19 protein-coding genes are annotated in these 19,012 nt (G+C 71.5%); 6 read left to right on the top strand and 13 right to left on the bottom strand.

Features of this window, described 5'->3' with window-relative positions; translation table 11 throughout:
* Positions 1-83: 83 nt before the first annotated feature.
* Genes CLM62_RS09975 through CLM62_RS09965 form a run of 3 tightly spaced genes read left to right on the top strand, consistent with a single transcriptional unit; the run spans position 84 to position 4,029 of the window.
* Positions 84-560 carry a hypothetical protein gene (locus CLM62_RS09975; RefSeq protein ID WP_095749484.1) on the top strand — a complete coding sequence of 159 codons (477 nt, stop codon included), beginning with the start codon at positions 84-86 and terminating at the stop codon, positions 558-560.
* Positions 560-3,337: a branched-chain amino acid ABC transporter permease/ATP-binding protein gene (locus tag CLM62_RS09970; RefSeq protein ID WP_257003780.1), complete on the top strand. Its 2,778-nt coding sequence runs from the start codon at positions 560-562 to the stop codon at positions 3,335-3,337. Before CLM62_RS09975 ends, CLM62_RS09970 begins: the two co-directional genes overlap by 1 nt.
* Positions 3,334-4,029: an ATP-binding cassette domain-containing protein gene (locus CLM62_RS09965; protein ID WP_095749483.1), complete on the top strand. Its 696-nt coding sequence runs from the start codon at positions 3,334-3,336 to the stop codon at positions 4,027-4,029. The genes CLM62_RS09970 and CLM62_RS09965 overlap by 4 nt, the downstream gene beginning before the upstream one ends.
* Before the next feature lie 93 nt (positions 4,030-4,122).
* On the opposite strand, the gene CLM62_RS09960 is transcribed toward CLM62_RS09965, so the two are convergent.
* Entirely contained in the window at positions 4,123-4,791 is a 669-nt protein-coding gene (locus tag CLM62_RS09960; RefSeq protein ID WP_095749482.1) for a transglycosylase family protein, read from the bottom strand.
* Positions 4,792-5,331: 540 nt separating this feature from the next.
* Between CLM62_RS09960 and CLM62_RS09955 the strand changes: the two genes are divergently transcribed.
* Positions 5,332-6,114, top strand: a complete 783-nt coding sequence (locus CLM62_RS09955) for a hypothetical protein (RefSeq protein WP_095749481.1) — start codon at positions 5,332-5,334, stop codon at positions 6,112-6,114.
* Between the two features lie 64 nt (positions 6,115-6,178).
* Positions 6,179-6,544, top strand: a complete 366-nt coding sequence (locus CLM62_RS09950; protein ID WP_095749480.1) for a hypothetical protein — start codon at positions 6,179-6,181, stop codon at positions 6,542-6,544.
* 50 nt (positions 6,545-6,594) lie between these two features.
* Here the strand turns inward: CLM62_RS09950 and der are convergent, their stop codons facing one another.
* The 5 genes from der to aroH all read right to left on the bottom strand — a co-directional run bounded on the left by der (position 6,595) and on the right by aroH (position 11,060).
* Complete coding sequence (gene der, locus CLM62_RS09945; protein WP_095749479.1) at positions 6,595-8,070, bottom strand: ribosome biogenesis GTPase Der; 1,476 nt, start codon at positions 8,068-8,070, stop codon at positions 6,595-6,597.
* Between the two features lie 62 nt (positions 8,071-8,132).
* Positions 8,133-8,795, bottom strand: coding sequence for a 1-acyl-sn-glycerol-3-phosphate acyltransferase (locus CLM62_RS09940; protein WP_095749478.1), 663 nt, complete (start codon positions 8,793-8,795; stop codon positions 8,133-8,135).
* The gene (gene cmk, locus CLM62_RS09935) at positions 8,792-9,487 is read right to left on the bottom strand and encodes a (d)CMP kinase (RefSeq protein WP_095749477.1); all 696 of its coding nucleotides are present in this window, start codon (positions 9,485-9,487) and stop codon (positions 8,792-8,794) included. The genes CLM62_RS09940 and cmk overlap by 4 nt, the downstream gene beginning before the upstream one ends.
* 122 nt (positions 9,488-9,609) lie before the next feature.
* Entirely contained in the window at positions 9,610-10,695 is a 1,086-nt protein-coding gene (locus CLM62_RS09930; RefSeq protein ID WP_095749476.1) for a prephenate dehydrogenase, read from the bottom strand.
* Complete coding sequence (aroH, locus tag CLM62_RS09925; protein ID WP_095749475.1) at positions 10,692-11,060, bottom strand: chorismate mutase; 369 nt, start codon at positions 11,058-11,060, stop codon at positions 10,692-10,694. The genes CLM62_RS09930 and aroH overlap by 4 nt, the downstream gene beginning before the upstream one ends.
* Positions 11,061-11,326: 266 nt before the next feature.
* On the opposite strand from aroH, the gene CLM62_RS09920 reads away from it, so the two are divergent.
* Positions 11,327-11,728 carry a Rieske (2Fe-2S) protein gene (locus tag CLM62_RS09920; protein WP_095749474.1) on the top strand — a complete coding sequence of 134 codons (402 nt, stop codon included), beginning with the start codon at positions 11,327-11,329 and terminating at the stop codon, positions 11,726-11,728.
* 37 nt (positions 11,729-11,765) lie between these two features.
* Here CLM62_RS09920 and CLM62_RS09915 read toward each other — a convergent pair whose 3' ends face one another.
* The 7 genes from CLM62_RS09915 to ald form a co-directional block, all read right to left on the bottom strand.
* The gene (locus CLM62_RS09915; protein ID WP_095749473.1) at positions 11,766-12,785 is read right to left on the bottom strand and encodes an ADP-ribosylglycohydrolase family protein; all 1,020 of its coding nucleotides are present in this window, start codon (positions 12,783-12,785) and stop codon (positions 11,766-11,768) included.
* A gap of 53 nt (positions 12,786-12,838) precedes the next feature.
* The gene (locus CLM62_RS09910) at positions 12,839-13,906 is read right to left on the bottom strand and encodes a pseudouridine synthase (RefSeq protein ID WP_095749472.1); all 1,068 of its coding nucleotides are present in this window, start codon (positions 13,904-13,906) and stop codon (positions 12,839-12,841) included.
* Positions 13,906-14,580 carry an SMC-Scp complex subunit ScpB gene (gene scpB / locus CLM62_RS09905; RefSeq protein WP_095749471.1) on the bottom strand — a complete coding sequence of 225 codons (675 nt, stop codon included), beginning with the start codon at positions 14,578-14,580 and terminating at the stop codon, positions 13,906-13,908. The genes CLM62_RS09910 and scpB overlap by 1 nt, the downstream gene beginning before the upstream one ends.
* Positions 14,577-15,674, bottom strand: coding sequence for a ScpA family protein (locus tag CLM62_RS09900; RefSeq protein WP_179382032.1), 1,098 nt, complete (start codon positions 15,672-15,674; stop codon positions 14,577-14,579). Before CLM62_RS09900 ends, scpB begins: the two co-directional genes overlap by 4 nt.
* A gap of 18 nt (positions 15,675-15,692) precedes the next feature.
* Complete coding sequence (locus CLM62_RS09895) at positions 15,693-16,298, bottom strand: hypothetical protein (protein ID WP_095749470.1); 606 nt, start codon at positions 16,296-16,298, stop codon at positions 15,693-15,695.
* Positions 16,283-17,461: a ParA family protein gene (locus tag CLM62_RS09890; protein WP_095749469.1), complete on the bottom strand. Its 1,179-nt coding sequence runs from the start codon at positions 17,459-17,461 to the stop codon at positions 16,283-16,285. Before CLM62_RS09890 ends, CLM62_RS09895 begins: the two co-directional genes overlap by 16 nt.
* A 382-nt stretch (positions 17,462-17,843) precedes the next feature.
* Positions 17,844-18,959 carry an alanine dehydrogenase gene (gene ald, locus CLM62_RS09885; RefSeq protein ID WP_095749605.1) on the bottom strand — a complete coding sequence of 372 codons (1,116 nt, stop codon included), beginning with the start codon at positions 18,957-18,959 and terminating at the stop codon, positions 17,844-17,846.
* Positions 18,960-19,012: the final 53 nt, after the last annotated feature.

Genomic DNA, 19,012 nt, shown 5'->3' with positions numbered 1-19,012 from the left:
GTCAGCTCGCAGAAGGCATAGTGCAAGCAATTGGCTGACATGAACAGGCAGACGCACTGAAACCCGACGCGTGGGAGCCAGCGATGCGGACAGCCAGAGTGCGGACCGTGCACCCCGTCATCTGGGCCGGCTGGGCAGCACTCGCCACCGGCGCGGTGTTGTGCGTCCTCGGCTGGTACGGAATCTCCGGCGAGCGCTACGCCGAGCGGCAACTGCCCTACCTCGCCTCCTGCACGGTCCCCGGCGCCGCCCTCATCATCGCCGGGGCGGTGCTGCTCACCCATGGCCGGGGCGCGCTGGCCACCGCGCGCGTGGAGGAGCTGTACGGCCTTCTGGTGGCCGCCGAGCCCGCCGACACCGAGGAGCCCCGCCAGGCGGCGTCCGCGCCCCTGGCGGTCAGCGGGGACCTGCTGATGGTGCCGGGCGGCACACTGTGGCACCGCGCGGACTGCCCGCTGGTCGCGGGGAAGGCAGAAGCCGTGCCGGTGGACTCCAAGCTGATGGCGAGTGACGAACTGGGCCCCTGCCCGATCTGCGAGCCCGCCGAAGAAACCGACTGATGTCCACCCTGATGTCCCCGCCGGCGTCCCCGCTCGCGTCCTCGCTGACGTACGACCTCACGCTCGCCGGAGTGTCGGTCGGCGGCGCCGCCGCGCTCACCGGGATCGGCCTGATCGTGACCTACCGCGCGACCGGCGTGCTCAACTTCGCGCACGGCGCGATCGCGATGGTGTGCGCGTATGCGCTGCGGCAGTGCGTGGTCGAGTGGGGCTGGCCACTGTGGGCGGGGGCCGCCGTGACGCTGCTGGTGCTGGCGCCGGGCCTGGGCATGGCGCTGGAACGGTTCGTCTTCCGGCCGTTGTCGGTGCTGGGGAGCGATCCCGCGCAGACGCTGGTGGCGTCCATCGGGGTGTTCGTGCTGCTGGTCGGCGGGGCCGCGCTGGTGTGGGGGCAGGGGGCGCGGGACGACGCGCCGGAGCCGGTGACGGCGGAGCCCTGGGGACAGCTGGCGGTGGTGGCCGTACTGGCCGTCGGGGTCGGCGCGGTACTGCGTCCATCCGGGGGACACCCCCGGAGCCCCCGGCGCTGGACGCGCTTCGGGCGGGAGCTGCGCGCTGTGGTGGACGACCGGCAACTGGCCGTGCTCGGCGGGATCGACGCGGACCGGGTGGCCGCGGCGGGCTGGGCCTTCGGCTCGTTCACGGCGGGGCTGACGGGCGTGCTGCTGGCACCGTACGTGCGCCTGGACCCGTACGGTCTGCCGCTGCTCGTCATGGAGGTGGTGGCGGTCGCCGTGGCCGCGCGGATGCGCAGCCTGACGGTGGCCGTGCTGGTGGCGCTGGGCGTCGGGGTCGCGCAGAGCCAGCTGACGCGGCTGCATCCGTCGGGCTGGGGCGAACCGCTGCTCCAGGCGGTCGGCGCGAACCTGTTCGTGGTGGCCCTGCTGGTCGCGGCGTTGGTGCTCCCGCGGATCGGTACGCGCGACGCACTGCCGCGCACGGCCACCGCGCGCGTGCCGACCCCGCCGGGTGCCTGGATCGTGGCCCTCGTGCTGTTCCTGCTGCCGCTCGGCCTCGCGGGCTCGGACCTGCACACGTCGGTCCAGGTGCCCGCACTGGGCGTGGTGCTGCTGTCCCTCGTCGTGGTCACCGGCCGCGGCGGCCAGATCTCGCTCGGGCAGGCGGCGTACGCGGGCCTGGGCGCCCTGTTCACGGCGCTGCTCGCGGCGGGCCGCTTCCCGGGCCTGCCGCACCTGCCGGAGCTGGCGGCACTGGCGGTGGCGGTGGTCCTGGTGGCCCCGCTCGGCCTGCTCACCGGCTGGCCGGCGATCAGCCGCCAGGGCCTGGCACTGGCGCTGGCGACGTTCGCGGTCGGCGTCGGCGTGAGCCGCTTCGTCTTCGCCCAGCCGTACGCCGTCTCCGGGCTGTCACTGGGCCGCCCCGCGGGCTTCGACGGCGACCGGGCGTACTACGTCCTGGAGCTGGTCCTACTGGCGGGAGCGTTGGTGGCGACCCGGGCGTTGCGCCGGGGCCGTACCGGCCGGGCCCTCGCCGCCATGCGGGACCACGAGGCCGGGGCGTCGGCGGCGGGCGTCCAGGTCCCGTCCCTGAAGCTCCTCGCCTTCGTCTCGGGCGCCGCGCTGGCCGCCCTCGGCGGCGGCATGCTCGGCATGGGCCTGCGCGCCTTCGACCCCGGCGCCTACGACCCCGTCCGCGGCCTGCTGTGGTTCGCCGCGGTCGTGGTCCTGGGCGCGGACAGCACCCTGGGCGCCCTGGCCGCGGCGGCCCTTCTGGTCGGCCTGGACGCGGGGGCGCGGGGTGGAGTGGCGGCGGCGCTGATCGGGGTGCTGGCGGTGCTCGTCGGGCGCTTCCCCGGAGGGCTGTACGAGGCGCTGCGGACGGCGGCGGGTAGGTTGCGGCGGAGAGCGACTCTTACGGCGCTGGGGGCGAGGGTGCGCGGGGGCCTACGGCCGGTGCAGGGCGGGGGCATGGGGACGCCGGGGCAGCGGGGCACGGCCGCGGCGGCCGCCGACGGCACTGAGCCCCCACAGGGGCCACCCGTAGCCGACAACGAAAGCCGCACGGGTGATGCGGGTGGGAACCCCAACGCGGCCGAAGGCCGCGAGCCCACCCACGCACCCGCACCCACTCTCACCGCCCGCCACCTCCAGGCCCGCTACGACGGCTTCACCGCTCTGAACGACGTCGACCTGGACGTCCCCCCGGGCCGGATCACCGCGATCGTCGGCCCCAACGGCGCCGGCAAGAGCACCCTGTTCCACTGCCTCGCCGGCACGCACCGCCCCTCGCACGGACAGGTGCTGTTCGGCGAGCGGGACATCACACGACTCGCCGCCCACACCCGCACACGACTCGGAATCGCCCGCACCTTCCAGCAGCTGGCTGTCTTCCCCTCGCTGACCGTCACCGAGAACGTCCGAGTCGGCGCCGAGCAGGGCCACATCACCGACCCGGCCGCCGTGGACCGAGCGCTCACGCTCCTCGGACTCGACGGTCCGGTGAGCGCGCTCCCCGCCGCCGACCTCCCCACCGGCACCCTGCGCCGCGTAGAACTGGCCCGCGCCCTCGCCGGCGGCCCCCGCGTGCTGCTGCTCGACGAGCCCGCCGCCGGCCTCGACACCGCCGAAGTGGTCGCGCTCACCCGGGTGCTGAAGGCCCTGGCCGCCGACGGCACCGCCCTGCTCGTCGTCGAGCACGACCTCGACCTGGTCGCCGACCTCGCCGACGTCGTGCACGTCATGACGGCCGGCCGCATCATCGCCTCCGGCCCGCCCGACCGCGTCCTGGACGCCCTCGCCCACGAGGCCCCGGCATGACCGCCGCCCTGCAACTGCGGCACGCGCGCGTGCGCTACGGCCCCCTGGAGGCCCTGCACGGCATCACCGTCGCCGCGCCCGGCCCCGGCCTCACCGTCCTGCTGGGCCGTAACGGTTCCGGCCGTACGACCGCCCTGCGCGCGCTGGCCGGAACCGTGCCCCTGTCCGGTGGCGCGGTGGTCTGGGACGGCGCCGACGTGACCCGCGTGTCGGCGTTCGAGCGGGCCCGCAGCGGTCTGTGTCTGGTCCCGGAGCGGCGGGCGGTGTTCGGCTCCCTCACCGTGCGCGAGAACCTCGAACTCGCCGCCCCGGCCTACGACGGCGCCCTCGCCGCCTATCCGCAACTGGAGCCCCTGCTCGCGCGCCGCGCCGGCACCCTCTCCGGCGGCGAGCAGCGCATGCTCGCCCTCTCCCGGGCCCTGCTGGCACGCGCGCGCGTGGTGCTCGTCGACGAGCCCGCCCAGGGCATGTCACCCACGGTCGCGTCCCGCACGTACGAACTGCTCGGCTCCCTCGACGCCTGCGTGATCGTGGCAGAACAGCGGCTGCCGCCCGTACCGCAGGGGCGGCCGGCCCTGGTGTATGAACTACGCCGCGGCGCGGTCGTGTTCAGCGGAGAGGCGGGCGAGTTCCGGAGGCGGGAAGCGGTGGACCGGACACGGCGGAGGCCGGGCTCGAGCCCATCCGGATGACCGGCGAGGCGGCGCCGCCCGCGTCACGCCCAGGGGCCCCGCCCGGTCGGCTGACCGGGCGGGGCCCCGTGCCCAGGACAGGGGGAGCGACGCTCAGACTTCGAGGCGCTGCCCGGGCACGATCACATGGGGATCACCGCCGATGACGGCCTTGTTGGCGGCGTAGAGCCGCTGCCAGGTGGTCCCGTGCCGGGCGGCGATGCCGCTCAGCGTGTCGCCCTCGCGGACGGTGTAATCGCCGCGGGAGGAGCCGCGGGTGGTGTGCCCCGTGGAGCGCTCGGGCGCCTTCGACGGGGCGGACTTCACGGCCGTACCGGAGGATGGGGCGGAGGCGGCGTCAGGTGCGCTCCCGGACGCCCCGGCCCGCGCCGAGCAGGTCGGCCAGGCGCCCCACCCCTGGGCCCGCTGGACCTTGGTGGCGACGGCGATCTGCTGGTCCTTGCCGGCCTGGTCGGCGGTCGGCGCGTAGTCCGTGCCGCCGTACGCGCGCCAGGTGGAGCCGGAGAACTGGAGTCCTCCGTAGTAGCCGTTTCCGGTGTTGATGTGCCAGTTGCCGCCGCTCTCGCACTGGGCGATGCGGTCCCACACTCCGCCGTCCGCCGCCGCGGCGTTTCCGGTCGCGGCCAGCAGTCCGAGGGGGGCGAGCAGTGCCGCCCCGGCGAGGACCGCCGTCGTACGGGTCTGACTCCTGTTCGGGCTCTTGCCGGGAGTCTTCTGCGTCTTACGAACGTTGTCGCGAGTGGTATCGGCACATTCGGACATGTAGTTCCCTCTCCAAGGACTCGGGGTCCCCCAAGGCGGTGCGCGACTCCCGGCGTGTCCTACGCGGTCGTCGCGCCCCTCCCCGTCCGCCGGAGGCTGTGGTTCTGGCTGGCTTGGTGCGGCCGGCGGACGTACCCGAGCGGTGCTCGTTGCACACGGCCGAGGAATCTATGGAGGGCGACCGACCGGTATCAACCAGCTCCTTGTCATTCCAGGCCAGTTAGCCGTTACCTCCGGTATCAGCGATTTCCGGTCACCCACTTCATTCGCCGATTTCCGGATTTGTCGACCAGTCACTGTGACGATCTGTGACCCACTTCACCGAACCAACTTCCTTGGATTTCCAAGTAGTTGACGTTGAGTGCTGCATTCCATACTGAACGTGACCCTGTGCGGCGGATGGTTCGATTCCGTTCGCCGTGGGGCGTGACTCCCGCCACAGATCGCCCGTTGTCTTCTTCATGAGCCCGGGACCCGCCCGGTTCACGGGCCGGGAGCCACCCGGTCCCGCCACGCACCACTTCCCCGAGGGAGCCACCCGTGCCGCGCATGCTCGACGTCAGCAACGAGGTACGCGCCGAGATCGGCGACGAAGAAGCCGACCGGCTGCTCGCCGGAGAGAACGCCCCCGGCAGTTACGACTGCACGTCCTGCCGCACCCCGGGCGACTCCGAACAGGAGCGCACCAGCACCGTCCTGTTCGTCGGCGACGAGACCGCCGTCCTCGCCTTCGCCCACGCCACCTGCCTGCCCTCGCAGGTCGTCCAGGTCACCGAGGAGCAGCTCCAGGGGGCCGTGAAGTCCATCACCGGTGACACGGTCGACCTGGAGCCCGAGAAGATCGCACCCGAGCAGGCCGTGCTCGGCGTGACCAGCGGACTCGTCCTGATCGCCGGAGAGTTGCACCCCGCCCTCGTGGTCGAGCCGACCGGGCCCATCGTGCGGCCCGGCACGACCGGCCTCGGCGACGACTTCCTGCCGCTGCTCATCGAGCAGGGGTTCATGCCGGTGACCGCGGTCGAGTCCGCGCCGTCCGTGCTGCACGGCTGGTCGGTGCTGTTGGCCATGGGCCAGCTGCACGCGGTGCTTCAGCCTTCGCCCAATGGCGGGCAGCCGGTCGCCTGGTGGCAGGCGCACCAGCCGTTGCAGGTCACGGAGCCGTGGCGGGCTGCCGCCAACAAGCACCAGCAGGTGCTGTTGTTCGCGGCGCCGGTGGGGTCCATCGGGCGGCAGCCTCGGGAGGACCTGCTGCGGGACGCGCTGGACAAGGCGGCGGCGAACGGGAAGTTGGTCGCGGCGGCGCTGCCGCTCGCCGGGACCTGAGCGCGTTCGGATGGGGGCGCTACCCCGACCGCATCTCATGAGGCTCGGGGTCGTTTGGACATACGTGCACACCTACGACGTTCCCCGCCGCCAGTTCCAGCCGCTGCCGTCTGCGCGAGTGGCTCAGGATCCTCTGGGTGGCCCATCGGCCACGCCGATCTACGACGCGCTCTACGCCGAGTACGTCAAGTCCTTCCGTTCGCTGCCGGGTGACCGCAGCGGCGAGGAGGAGCTGGGGTTCACCGCCTTCGGGAACATCCCGCACAGTACGGGCTCGTTCAGCAACTCGTACAGCGCCTACAGCACGGGGGCTTACAGCGCCCGCCAGCAGTCGCAGTGGCAGCGCGTGGGACAGATCGGGCAGCAGCACAGCACCGGGATGCACCACGTTCCGGCGGCGCTGCCGCCCGGGCCGCGCCGCGGCGTCTGACGCATGAGGAAGGGCGACCCCGTCCGGGGCCGCCCTTCCTCATGTGTGCGTCACTTCTTCTTGCCGCGCTTCTCGCGGACTCGCACCGAGATATGGATCGGCGTGCCCTCGAAGCTGAACTCCTCGCGCAGGCGGCGTTCGATGAAGCGGCGGTAGCCCGCCTCGATGAAGCCGGAGGCGAAGAGCACGAACCGCGGGGGCCTGGTGCCGGCCTGGGTGCCGAAGAGGATGCGGGGCTGCTTGCCGCCGCGGACCGGGTGCGGGTGGGCGGCGACCAGTTCGCCGAGGAAGGCGTTCAGCCGGCCCGTCGGGACCCGGGTCTCCCAGCCCGCCAGCGCCGTCTCGATCGCCGGGACCAGCTTCTCCATGTGCCGTCCGGTGCGCGCCGAGACGTTCACCCGGGGCGCCCACGCGACCTGGCCGAGCTCGGTCTCGATCTCCCGCTCCAGGTAGTAGCGGCGCTCCTCGTCGAGGGTGTCCCACTTGTTGAACGCCAGGACGATCGCGCGGCCCGCCTCGACGGCCATGGTGACGATGCGCTGGTCCTGCACCGAGATGGACTCGGTGGCGTCGATGAGGATGACGGCCACCTCGGCCTTCTCGACGGCGGCCGCGGTGCGCAGCGAGGCGTAGTAGTCGGCGCCCTGCTGGAGGTGGACGCGCTTGCGGATGCCCGCGGTGTCGACGAACTTCCAGGTCACTCCGCCGAGTTCGATCAGCTCGTCGACCGGGTCGCGGGTGGTGCCCGCCAGTTCGTTGACGACGACGCGTTCCTCGCCGGCCACCTTGTTCAGCAGAGAGGACTTGCCGACGTTCGGGCGGCCGATCAGCGCGATGCGGCGCGGGCCGCCGATCGCGGCGCCGAAGGTCTGCTCGGGCGCGTCCGGCAGGACCTCCAGGACCTGGTCCAGCATGTCGCCGGTACCCCGGCCGTGCAGCGCGGAGACGGGGTACGGCTCGCCCAGGCCCAGGGACCACAGGTAGGCGGCGTCGGCCTCGCCGCTCGGGCCGTCGACCTTGTTGGCGCACAGCACCACGGGCTTGCCGGCCTTGCGCAGCAGTCGTACGACCGCTTCGTCGGTGTCGGTCGCGCCGACCTTGGCGTCGACGACGAACACGACGGCGTCGGCGGCCTCGATCGCGTACTCGGCCTGCGCGGCCACGGAGGCGTCGATGCCGAGGACGTCCTGCTCCCAGCCGCCGGTGTCGACGACCTTGAAGCGGCGGCCTGCCCACTCGGCCTCGTAGGTGACGCGGTCACGGGTGACACCGGGCTTGTCCTCGACGACGGCCTCGCGCCGGCCGATGATGCGGTTCACGAGCGTCGACTTGCCGACATTCGGACGGCCCACGACGGCGAGGACGGGCAGCGGGCCATGACCGGCCGCCTCGATCGCGCCCTCGACGTCCTCGATGTCGAAGCCCTCTTCCGCGGCGAGCTCCATGAACTCCGCGTACTCGGCATCGCCAAGTTCTCCGTGCTCGTGCTCCCCGCCCGAGCCGTCGGAGTGGATCTGGTCGTTCATGAAGTCCGTACCTCGTTCATCGTGGTGATCGGTGGAACACCCGGAGTTTCCGGATCGGTCCACTACTCAGTGTCGCTCGGGCGGCCGGTCAGCCGCCTGGCGTTTTCCAGGTGCGCGGTGAGCTGCTTCTGGATGCGTTCGGTCGCCTCGTCGAGCGCCTTGCGCGTACGCCGTCCGCTGCCGTCGCCCGCCTCGAAGGGGTCGCCGAAGACGACGTCGACCCGGCTGCGCAGCGGGGGCAGCCCCTTTATCAACCGTCCCGGCCGGTCGGAACTTCCCAGCACGGCGACCGGGACGATCGGGGCACCGCTGCGCACGGCGAAGTAGGCGAGCCCGGCGCGCAGTGAGGCGAAGTCGCCCTCGCCGCGGCTGCCCTCCGGGAAGATGCCGAGGACTCCGCCGTTGTCCAGGACGGCCAGCGCCTGGGTGATGGCGGTGCGGTCGGCGGTCGAGCGGTCCACCTTCAGCTGGCCGACGGCGCGCATGAAGGGGTCGAGCGGGCCGATGAACGCCTCCTTCTTGACCAGGAAGTGCGACGGCCGGGGTGCGACGCCGATGACCATCGGGCCGTCGATGTTGTGGGAGTGGTTGACGGCGAGGATCGCCGGTCCGGTCGCGGGCACCTTCCAGGCGCCGAGGACGCGCGGTTTCCACAGTCCGTACATCAGGCCGACGCCGATGCGCCGCCCGACCTCGGCACCCCGCGCCGAAGGCAGTTCGCTCACTTCGCGGCCCGCTTCTCCTCGACGAGGGTGACGACGCACTCGATGACCTGCGCCAGCGTGAGCTCGGTGGTGTCCACCTCGACCGCGTCGTCCGCCTTGGCCAGAGGCGAGGTCTTGCGGCTGGAGTCGGCCGCGTCCCGCTTGATCAGGGCCTCGCGGGTGGCGTGGACGTCGGCGCCCTCCAGCTCGCCGCTGCGGCGGGCGGCCCGGGCCTCCGGCGAGGCGGTGAGGAAGATCTTCAGGTCGGCGTCGGGCAGCACGGTCGTACCGATGTCCCGGCCCTCGACGACGATGCCTTGCTCGGCGGAGGCCGCGAGCGACCGCTGCAGCTCGGTGATCCGGACGCGCACCTCGGGCACCGCGCTGACCGCGCTGACCCTGGAGGTGACCTCATGGGTGCGGATCGGGCCGGCCACGTCGGTGCCGTCGACCGCGATCGTCGGGTTCACCGGGTCGGTGCCGGAGACGATCTCGGGCTTGCCGGCCGCGGCGGCGATCGCGGACGGGTCGTCTATGTCGATGCCGTTGTTCACCATCCACCAGGTGATGGCCCGGTACTGGGCGCCGGTGTCCAGGTAGCTCAGGCCGAGCTGCGCGGCCACGGCCTTGGACGTGCTCGACTTGCCCGTGCCGGAGGGACCGTCGATGGCGACAATCACTGACGGGACGGTCCGGGCGGCGCCGTTTTCCACGGGGGGACACCTTCCTGGTGCGGTGTGGTGGGGTGTGCGGGGCGCGCATGTGCCCCGCACAAGGTTACTGGCTCCCCGGGACCCCTCTTACAGGCGGATGATCCGGTCGCGGTGACCGACGGTCATTGCCGAATCGCCCAGCCCCGCTCCCGCAGCGCCGCCGTCAGGACGGGCGCCGCCTTCGGCTCCACCATCAGCTGCACCAGACCGGCCTGCTGCCCGGTCGCGTGCTCGATGCGTACGTCCTCGATGTTGACCCCTGCCATCCCCGCGTCCGCGAAGATGCGGGCCAGCTGGCCCGGCTGGTCGTCGATGAGGACGGCCACGACCTCGTACGCCCGCGGAGCGGATCCGTGCTTGCCGGGGACGCGGACCTGGCCGCGGTTGCCGCGCCGCAGGACGTCCTCGATGCCCGCGGTGCCCTCCAGACGCTTGGCCTCGTCGGAGGACTGCAGGGCCCGCAGCGCCCGCACCGTCTCGTCGAGGTCGGCGGAGACGTCCGCGAGGAGGTCGGCGACGGGACCGGGGTTGGCGGACAGGATGTCGATCCACATCCCGGGGTCGGACGCGGCGATCCGGGTCACGTCCCGGATGCCCTGCCCGCACAGCCGTACGGCCGCCTCCTCGGCGCGCTCCAGGCGCGCGGCGACCATGCTGGAGACCAGGTGGGGCATGTGGGAGACCAGGGCGACGGCGCGGTCGTGGGCGTCCGCGTCCATCACCACCGGAACCGCCCGGCAGTGCGAGACCAGCTCCAGGGCCAGGTTCAGCACCTCGGTGTCGGTGTCCCGGGTCGGCGTCAGCACCCAGGGGCGGCCCTCGAAGAGGTCGCCGGTCGCGGCCAGCGGGCCGGACTTCTCGCGGCCCGACATGGGGTGGCTTCCGATGTACGACGAGAGATCCAGGCCCAGCGCCTCCAGCTCGCGGCGCGGTCCGCCCTTGACGCTGGCCACGTCGAGGTAGCCGCGGGCCACACCCCGGCGCATGGCGTCGGCGAGCACCGCGGCCACGTGGGCGGGCGGTGCGGCGACGATCGCGAGGTCGACGGGTCCGTCCGGCGCCTCGTCGGTGCCGGCGCCGAGCGCGGCGGCCGTACGGGCCTGCTCGGGGTCGTGGTCGGCGAGGTGGACGACGACTCCCCGCTGGGACAGGGCGAGGGCGGCCGACGTACCGATGAGGCCGGTTCCGATGACGAGTGCGGTTCTCACTGGGCGATGTCCTTGCGCAGGGCGGCCGCGGCGCCGAGGTAGACGTGGTTGATCCCGTCGCGGGGCCGGTCGGACTCGATGTGCGCGAGGACGCGGACGACGCGGGGCATGGCGCCCTCGATGTCCAGTTCCTGGGCGCAGATCAGCGGTACATCGGCGAAGCCGATGCCCAGCTTGCGGGCCGCGGCCGCGGGGAAGTCGCTGTGCAGGTCGGGCGTGGCCGTGAACCAGATGCTGATCAGGTCGTCCGGGGTGAGGTCGTTACGCTCCAGGATGGCCGTGAGCAGGGCTCCGACCTGCTCGTCCATGTGGCCGGCCTCGTCCCGCTCGAGCTGGACGGCGCCCCGGACCGCTCGTACCGCCACGGCGTTGCTCCTCGCTGATGTGCGCATCGGCTCTTTGTCCGTCCAGCGTAGTCAGGCACCGTCGGGCCGGTGCGCGGCGCCCGCCCGCTGAGACGGGCCGCCGGGCGAGGGGGTCTCCTGTGCGATCGTGTACGAATCGAGCGTTTTGTGGTATTCGCTCCTGGGTTGTTTCATCTCGGTGCCTTCAGTGCCAAGATGCTGTTGCTCCGCTCGGAGCGGCTCCGGGCTGGTTGCTGCCATTCTTTCCGCACGTTCGGAGTGACGACATGACTCAAGGCCCGACGCGGCGCACGGTTCTCCTCGCGACAGGCGCGGCGGCGCTCGTCGCCGGATGCGGCGGCGGTGGCGACGACTCCGGTCCGCCCCCGTCCGTCTCCCCCGGCCAGGAGCTGGCGAAGACGAGCGACATCCCGGTCGGCGGCGGCACGATCTTCAAGGACGAGGGCGTCGTCGTCACCCAGCCGGCGCAGGGCGAGTTCAAGGCCTTCACCAACATCTGCACCCATCAGCGGTGCCCGGTGGCCAGCGTCTCCGACGGCACCATCAACTGCTCCTGCCACGGCAGCAAGTTCGCCATCGCGGACGGTGCGGTGACCAACCCGCCGGCGACGAAGCCGCTGCCCGAGAAGAAGATCACAGTGGAGGGCGACTCCATCCGCCTGGCGTGACCGCCGCCCGTCCTCCGCCCGTCCGCCGCCGTGCCCGTCAGGCGTCCCAGAGCGCCCCGAGCGTCACCAGCTCGCTCCGGTACTCGATCCGGTCCGCCCACTCGGCCGGCCAGGCGTCCCCGCCCAGGTGCGCGCCCGCGAAGGCGCCCGCCAGGCAGGCGATCGAGTCGGAGTCGCCGGAGGTGCAGGCGGCCCGGCGCAGGGCCGTCACCGGCTCGTCGGGGAAGAGCAGGAAGCACAACAGGCCGGTCGCCAGCGCCTCTTCGGCGATCCAGCCCTCTCCGGTGGCCAGGCACGGGTCGGTCTCCGGCGAGGGAGTGCGCAGGGCGTCCTGGAGCCGGTCCAGAATCCCCAGGCACTCGTCCCAGCCACGCGCCATGAACAGCTCGGGGCTGACGTCCTGACTGCGCGTCCACAGGTCGCCGAGCCAGCGCTCGTGGTAGTGGGTGCGGTTGTCGTGCGCGTACGACCGCAGCAACTCGACCAGCCCGGCCGGCTCGGCGCCCTGCGCGAGCAGGCGTACGGCGTGCGCGGTGAGGTCGGACGCGGCGAGTGCCGTCGGATGCCCGTGGGTGAGCGCGGACTGCAACTGGGCGGCGCCCGCGCGCTGTTCGTCACTCAGCCCGGGGACGAGCCCGACGGGCGCGACGCGCATGTTGGCGCCGCAGCCCTTGGAGCCGATCTGGCTGGCGTCCTGCCACGGCCGGTCCGCGTGTTCCAGCAGAGCACAGGCCCTCAGGCAGGTGTTGCCGGGCGCGCGGTTGTTCTCCGGGGAGCGGTTCCACGCGATGAACTCCAGGCGCACCGCCTCCGCCATGTCCTCGGGCCCGAGCACCCCCCGGTCCATGGCGGTCCGCAGCCCCCGCCCGAGCGCCAGCGTCATCTGCGTGTCGTCGGTGACCATCCCGGACGCCGGCAGCTCCAGCTCCCGCCAGGGCCCGTACCTGTCGAGAATCGACGGCACGTTGTGGAACTCGGTCGGGTATCCGAGGGCGTCCCCGAGGGCGAGGCCGATGAGCGCCCCCGTGGCGGCGCGTTTGGTCGGAGTCGTGATCATGGGGAGAACCCTAGGGCCTCTCGGAGTCGTGATCGTGGGGAGACCCCCAGGGCCTAGAGGTCGACCTCCTTCATCAGCATCCCGACCTCCGTGTTCGACAGCCGTCGCAGCCAGCCCGACTTCTGGTCGCCCAGGGTGATCGGCCCGAAGGCGACGCGGACCAGCTTGTCGACCGGGAAGCCGGCCTCCGCCAGCATGCGGCGGACGATGTGCTTGCGGCCCTCGTGGAGGGTGACTTCGACCAGGTAGTTCTTGCCGGTCTGCTCGACGACCCGGAAGTGGTCCGCGCGCGCGTAGCCGTCCTCCAGCTGGATGCCGTCCTTCAGGCGCTTGCCCAGGTCGCGCGGGATCGGGCCGACGATGTGCGCGAGGTAGGTCTTCTTCACGCCGTACTTGGGGTGGGTCAGCCGGTGGGCCAGCTCGCCGTGATTGGTGAGCAGGATGACGCCCTCGGTCTCGGTGTCGAGCCGCCCGACGTGGAAGAGCCGGGTCTCGCGGTTGGTGACGTAGTCACCGAGGCACTGGCGCCCCTCCGGGTCCTCCATGGTCGACACCACACCGGCCGGCTTGTTCAGCGAGAAGAACTGGTACGACTGCGTGGCGACCGTCAGGCCGTCCACCTTGACCTCGTCCGTCTCCGGGTCGACCCGCTTGCCCTGTTCCAGGACGATCTCGCCGTTGACCTCGACCCGCGCCTGCTCGATCAGCTCCTCGCAGGCCCGCCGGGAGCCGTATCCCGCGCGCGCGAGGACCTTCTGCAGCCGCTCGCCCTCCTGCTCGGCACCCGGGAAGGTCTTGGGCAGCTTGACGTCCTTCTTGCCCGCGTACCGCTCGCGGTTGCGCTCCTCGGCCCGCGTCTCGTACTCACGCGAGGTCGCCGGAGCACTCCGCCCGCGCTGCTGGGGCTTCTTCGGTCCGCCCTTGGCGCCGCCGCGCGCCGCGCCGCCGCGCCCCGACTTCGGGCCCTCCGGGGAGGCGCCGGGGCCCACGTCGTAGCGGCGCTCCTCCGGGCGGGGCTTGCTGGGACGGCCCTGACCCTGGCCCTGCTTCTGGTCCCTGTTGTTGCCGGCCCCGCGGTGGTTACCGCGCCCGCCGCTCTTGCCGCTACCGCTGCTTCGCATCAAAGTTCCGTCGTCGTCGTATCAGGCATGGTCGACGTGGGACCGTCGTCCGCGTCCGGAGCATCCGGATCGAACGACGGTACGGCTTCCTGGGTCTCGGCCTCGATCGCCTCCGCCTCCGGGAGGAAGGGCGCGAGCTCCGGGAGCTCGTCCAGACCGCGCAGGCCCATCCGCTCCAGGAAGTAGTTCGTCGTCCTGTACAGGATCGCACCTGTTTCGGGTTCCGTGCCCGCCTCCTCGACCAGACCGCGCTGCAGGAGGGTGCGCATCACGCCGTCGCAGTTCACTCCGCGCACCGCCGAGACCCGGCTGCGGCTGACCGGCTGGCGGTAGGCGACGACCGCCAGCGTCTCCAGCGCGGCCTGGGTGAGCCGGGCCTGCTGGCCGTCCAGGACGAAGCCCTCGACGGCCGCCGCGTACTCGGGGCGGGTGTAGTAGCGCCAGCCGCCCGCGATCAGCCGCAGTTCGAAGCCCCGCCCCTGCACGGTGTACTCGTCGGCCAGCTCCCGCAGGGCGTCCGCGATCTGCCGCTTGGGCCGCTGGAGGATCTTCGCCAGGTGCTCCTCGGTCGCGGGCTCGTCCACGACCATGAGGACGGCCTCCAGGGCCGGCTTGAGGTCGAGGTCGGCGACGGTCCGCAGCCCGGCCGGAACCTCGGTGGTCTCCTCGCTCACGCCTTCTTCTCCTTGGCTTGGTCCTTGGGCTCCTCGGGCGGCCGGTCGAACTCGTCGGTCACCGTCGGCGTCTCGTCCCCGTCCCCACCGGTCCAGCGCACGAGCAGCTCGCCGAGGGCGGTCTCCTGCTCCAGCGCCACGGCCTTCTCGCGGTACAGCTCCAGCAGGGCCAGGAAGCGCGCTACGACGGTCAGGGTGTCGTCGGTGTCCTCGACGAGCGCGCGGAAGCTGGCCTCGCCGAGCTCCTTCAGCCGTGCGACGACGATCCCTGCCTGCTCCTGCACGCTGACCAGCGGCGCGTGGATGTGGTCGACGTACACCTGCGGCTTGGGCTTGGGCTGCATCGCCTTGACGGCCAGCTTGGCGAACCCTTCCGCGCCGATTCTGATGACCACCTCGGGCAGCAGCTCGGCGTGGTGGGCTTCCAGTCCGACGGTACGAGGGTAGCGCCGGGCCTCCTCCTCGAGCCGCCCGCTGAAGATGTCGGCGATCTGTTTGTACGCGCGGTACTGCAAGAGCCGTGCGAACAGCAGGTCCCGGGCCTCCAGCAGCGCCAGGTCGGCCTCGTCCTCGACCTCGGCGCTGGGCAGCAGCCGGGCGGCCTTCAGGTCCAGCAGAGTGGCCGCGACCACCAGGAACTCGGTCGTCTGGTCCAGGTCCCAGTCGGGCCCCATCGCCCTGATGTGCGCCATGAACTCGTCGGTCACCTTGGACAGCGCGACCTCGGTGACGTCCAGCTTGTGCTTGGAGATCAGCTGGAGGAGCAGGTCGAAGGGGCCCTCGAAGTTGGCGAGCCGGACCTTGAAGACGCCGTCGTTCGGTTCTTCGGTCTCGGCGGGCTCGCGCTCACTGGGAGATGCCGCGAGTGCCGGTTCCGCAGTTACGGCCTCGGGCTCCGCCTCCACAGGAGCCTGAGGCTCCGCGACCGGAAGTTCCTCCACCGGAGCCACAGGCTCCACGCTTTCCACGGGCTCCACCTGAGCCACAGGCTCCACGGGCTCCACAGGAACCGACGCTGTCCCTGGCCCCTTCCCCAGCGCACGCCGACGACCGGCCGACACGCCGGAGCCCGGGGGAACGTCCTTCGAGGTCATAGCCCCCGCAGGCTACCCCTACCGCCCACGAAGCCGTCGTACGAGGATGCTCGCATCCCCCCGGGTCTCCAGATCCGCGAGCACCACGGCAACCGCCTCACGAACGATCCGCCCGCGGTCGACCGCCAGCCCGTGCTCACCCCGGAGCACCAGCCGCGCATGCTCCAGATCCATGAGCTCCTCGGCGGACACGTACACCGTGATCTTCTCGTCGTGCCGCTCCCGCCCACTGGGCCGCCGCGCGGCAGCCCGTCCGCGCTTGCGCGGCGCAGCGGCCGCCGCGGAGGTCGCGGACCCCGCAGAACCCGCGGCAGAACCTTCCTGCGCCCCCTGACGTCGCCCGGAGCGATCCGCGGCCGCGCCTCGGCTGCGGGACTCTCCGGCCTCCGCCGGCTCCGCGTCCGTCGCCACATGCTCCGCGCCGTCGCCGTCACCACCCTGCGCGGGCACGGACTGAGGCGCGTCCTCGGAGGACGCACCCGCGGCCCCGTCGGACTCCCCCGCGGGAGCCGGCACCCGGGCCTCGCCGTTGGCCTGGCGCCGGGGAGTGGACGCCTGGAGCGCCGTCCCCCCTGTCGTACGGAACAGTTCGTCGGCCCCCGGCAGACTCACTCGGCGTGACACCGGGCGAGCACCTCCCTGGCGAGCTGGCGGTAGGCGGCGGCGCCGACGGAGTTGGAGGCGTACGTGGTGATCGGCTCACCGGCGACCGTGGTCTCCGGGAAGCGGACCGTGCGCCCGATGACCGTGTGGTAGACGTGGTCGTCGAACGCCTCGACGACCCGCGCGAGCACCTCGCGGCTGTGCACGGTGCGCGAGTCGTACATCGTGGCGAGGATCCCGTCGAGCTCCAGCTCCGGGTTGAGGCGCTCCTGGACCTTCTCGATGGTCTCCGTCAGCAGCGCGACACCGCGGAGGGCGAAGAACTCGCACTCCAGGGGCACGATCACCTTGTGCGCGGCCGTCAGGGCGTTGACCGTGAGCAGGCCGAGCGAGGGCTGGCAGTCGATCACGATGTAGTCGTAGTCGGCCATGAGCGGCTTCAGGGCGCGCTGGAGTGTGGACTCGCGCGCGACCTCGCTCACCAGCTGGACCTCGGCGGCGGACAGGTCGATGTTGCTGGGCAGCAGGTCCATGTTGGGGACCGCCGTCTTCAGGAGGACCTCGTCGGCCGCCATGCCCCGCTCCATGAGCAGGTTGTAGACGGTGAGGTCGAGCTCCATCGGGTTGACGCCGAGACCGACCGACAGCGCGCCCTGCGGGTCGAAGTCCACGAGCAGCACCCGGCGTCCGTACTCCGCGAGAGCGGCACCCAGGTTGATGGTCGACGTGGTCTTGCCGACGCCGCCCTTCTGGTTGCACATCGCGATGATCTTCGCGGGTCCGTGATCGGTCAGCGGGCCCGGGATCGGGAAGTACGGCAGCGGGCGCCCGGTCGGGCCGATGCGCTCGCGGCGCTGGCGGGCAGCGTCGGGCGCGAGTGTGGCCGCGTATTCGGGATCGGGCTCGTACTCGGCGTCGGGGTCGTAGAAGTGCCCCTCGGGCAGTTCGTCGTAGTCGGCGAAGTGGTTGTGGGGCGCGCCACTTCCGTCGCCGGCCATGGCGTTCACGTGATGGCCATCCATGCTCTGGTGTCCTGGCTGAGTCACAATCGACCTCTGGTGACTCTGGTGGGCTGCGAAGGTGCGCACCGCGACGGAGCCGACAGCCTCGAACCCCGCGGAGCCCTGGGCCCGTGCAGGCGTTCCTGGTTGACCACCCCCGGGAGAAAATGTCGACTCATTCACAAGTCGTCTTACCTCCTTGGTGACCAGGAAACTTCTAGACAGGTCAGCGTGGCACCATGCCGACGGTTGGCGACTCTATGGCGTGTCGGGCGTCCGCAGCAACACAATCCGCCGGACCCGGCAGGATGTGTCGGCAATGAAACATCCCTCTGTCAAGGGCGTACGGCCGTCGCACGGTGGGTTTCACCGGTGTACGAATCGGTTCAAGGGTTACGTTCGAGGCGAGTTGACCGAGAGTCGCAAAGTGACCATACACACATCCGGCCGGACCTTGTCGGGCAAGGTCCGGCCGGATGTGTGCCGTTGACGACCAGTGTTGACGTATCGCCTTTTACCCAATGGTGACTTAGCGGTTCGGCCGCTCGGGTTCAGTGGACGCGGGCTAGCCGAGCAGGGTCTCGAGCTCCACGTGCTCCAGGCCGTGCGCCTGAGCGACCTCCCGGTAAGTCACCTTGCCGTCATGGGTGTTGAGGCCCTTGGCGAGCGCGGGGTCGCGGCGCAGCGCGTCCACCCAGCCGTGGTCGGCGAGTTCGACGATGTAGGGCAGCGTGGCGTTGGTGAGCGCGTACGTGGAGGTGTTGGGCACCGCGCCGGGCATGTTGGCGACGCAGTAGAAAACCGATTCGTGGACCTTGAAGGTCGGCTCGGCGTGAGTGGTCGGGCGGGAGTCCTCGAAGCAGCCGCCCTGGTCGATCGCGATGTCGACAAGGACACTTCCCGGCTTCATGCGCGACACGAGCTCGTTGGTGACCAGCTTCGGGGCCTTGGCGCCCGGGATGAGGACGGCGCCGATGACGAGGTCGGCCGCCAGGCAGGCCTTCTCCAGTTCGAAGGCGTTGGAGACGACGGTCTGGATCTTCGTACCGAAGATCTTGTCCGCCTCCTTGAGCTTGTTGATGTCCTTGTCGAGCAGGGTGACGTGGAAGCCCATGCCGATGGCGATCTGCGCGGCGTTCCAGCCGGAGACGCCGCCGCCGATGACGACGGCCCGGCCGGCCAGCACGCCCGGGACACCGCCGGGCAGCACACCGCGGCCGCCGTTCGCGGCCATCAGGTGGTAGGCGCCGACCTGCGGTGCGAGGCGGCCCGCGACCTCGGACATGGGCGCGAGCAGCGGGAGCGCGCGGCCGGGCAGCTCGACCGTCTCGTATGCGATCGCGGTGGTGCCGGACTCGACGAGGGCGTCCGTGCACTCCTTGGAGGCGGCCAGGTGCAGGTAGGTGAAGAGCGTCTGGTCCTTGCGGAGGCGGTGGTACTCCTCGGCGATGGGCTCCTTGACCTTGAGCAGCAGGTCGGCGGCGGCCCACACCTCGTCGGCGGTCGGAAGGATCTGCGCACCGGCGGCGACGTACTCGTCGTCCGTGATCGAGGAGCCGACACCGGCGCCCAGCTCGACGACGACCTGGTGGCCGTGGCGCACCAGCTCGTGCACGCCGGCGGGGGTGATGGCCACCCGGAACTCGTTGTTCTTGACCTCGCGGGGGATGCCGACCTTCACGTCGATCACGGTCCTTGGCTCAGAGGGTGTGGGGGCATTACAAGACATACCCA

The organism is Streptomyces sp. SA15 (assembly GCF_002291145.1).
GTDB lineage: Bacteria > Actinomycetota > Actinomycetes > Streptomycetales > Streptomycetaceae > Streptomyces.
The sequence above is the reverse complement of the archived record's forward strand: the minus strand, read 5'-3'. Positions and strand labels throughout refer to the sequence as shown.

Bases quoted from the DNA above. Each gene is read 5' to 3' on its own strand.
- CLM62_RS09970 (WP_257003780.1), top strand. From the start codon at position 560: ATGTCCACCCTGATGTCCCCGCCGGCGTCCCCGCTCGCGTCCTCGCTG.
- CLM62_RS09920 (WP_095749474.1), top strand. From the start codon at position 11,327: ATGACTCAAGGCCCGACGCGGCGCACGGTTCTCCTCGCGACAGGCGCG.
- CLM62_RS09975 (WP_095749484.1), top strand. From the start codon at position 84: ATGCGGACAGCCAGAGTGCGGACCGTGCACCCCGTCATCTGGGCCGGC.
- CLM62_RS09910 (WP_095749472.1), bottom strand. From the start codon at position 13,906: ATGCGAAGCAGCGGTAGCGGCAAGAGCGGCGGGCGCGGTAACCACCGC.
- der (WP_095749479.1), bottom strand. From the start codon at position 8,070: ATGAACGACCAGATCCACTCCGACGGCTCGGGCGGGGAGCACGAGCAC.
- CLM62_RS09965 (WP_095749483.1), top strand. From the start codon at position 3,334: ATGACCGCCGCCCTGCAACTGCGGCACGCGCGCGTGCGCTACGGCCCC.
- CLM62_RS09915 (WP_095749473.1), bottom strand. From the start codon at position 12,785: ATGATCACGACTCCGACCAAACGCGCCGCCACGGGGGCGCTCATCGGC.
- CLM62_RS09900 (WP_179382032.1), bottom strand. From the start codon at position 15,674: ATGACCTCGAAGGACGTTCCCCCGGGCTCCGGCGTGTCGGCCGGTCGT.
- CLM62_RS09960 (WP_095749482.1), bottom strand. From the start codon at position 4,791: ATGTCCGAATGTGCCGATACCACTCGCGACAACGTTCGTAAGACGCAG.